This window comes from Bradyrhizobium sp. MI1.7, assembly GCF_055811795.1.
Genome location: NZ_JBVVPO010000268.1, coordinates 1 through 362, shown reverse-complemented (window position 1 = coordinate 362; position 362 = coordinate 1). Strand labels below are relative to the sequence as shown.

The 362-nt window shown below is 63.8% G+C and carries 1 protein-coding gene; it reads left to right on the top strand.

Features of this window, described 5'->3' with window-relative positions; genetic code table 11:
- Nucleotides 1-362, top strand: a 362-nt coding sequence (locus AC0L3X_RS47460) for an ABC transporter permease (protein WP_473317659.1), incomplete at both ends; no start/stop codon positions are given.

Sequence of the window (362 nt, the reverse complement as noted above, 5' to 3'; positions counted from 1 at the left end):
GCTCTGCTGTTTCTCGCTCCCCTGGTCTACGGCATCTACTATCCGCAGCCCTATCTGAACCAGATCCTTCGCAAGCTCCCGATTGCGGTCGTCGACAACGATCTCAGCGATCTCAGCCGGCAGATCGTCGAGACGCTGGATGCGAGCGGCGCATTGAGCGTGACGGTTCGCGCCCGAACGCTCGCCGAGGCGCGCAGCGCGATCGATCGCGGGCAGGCCTTTGCCGCCGTCGAGATTCCGCCCGACACCGAACGCGACGTGCTCAAGGGCATCACCGCCCACATCCCCGTCTATGCGGACGCAACCTATCTGTTCATCTTCAGATCGAGCGCCAGCGGGGTCGCCACCGCCATCGGAACCTT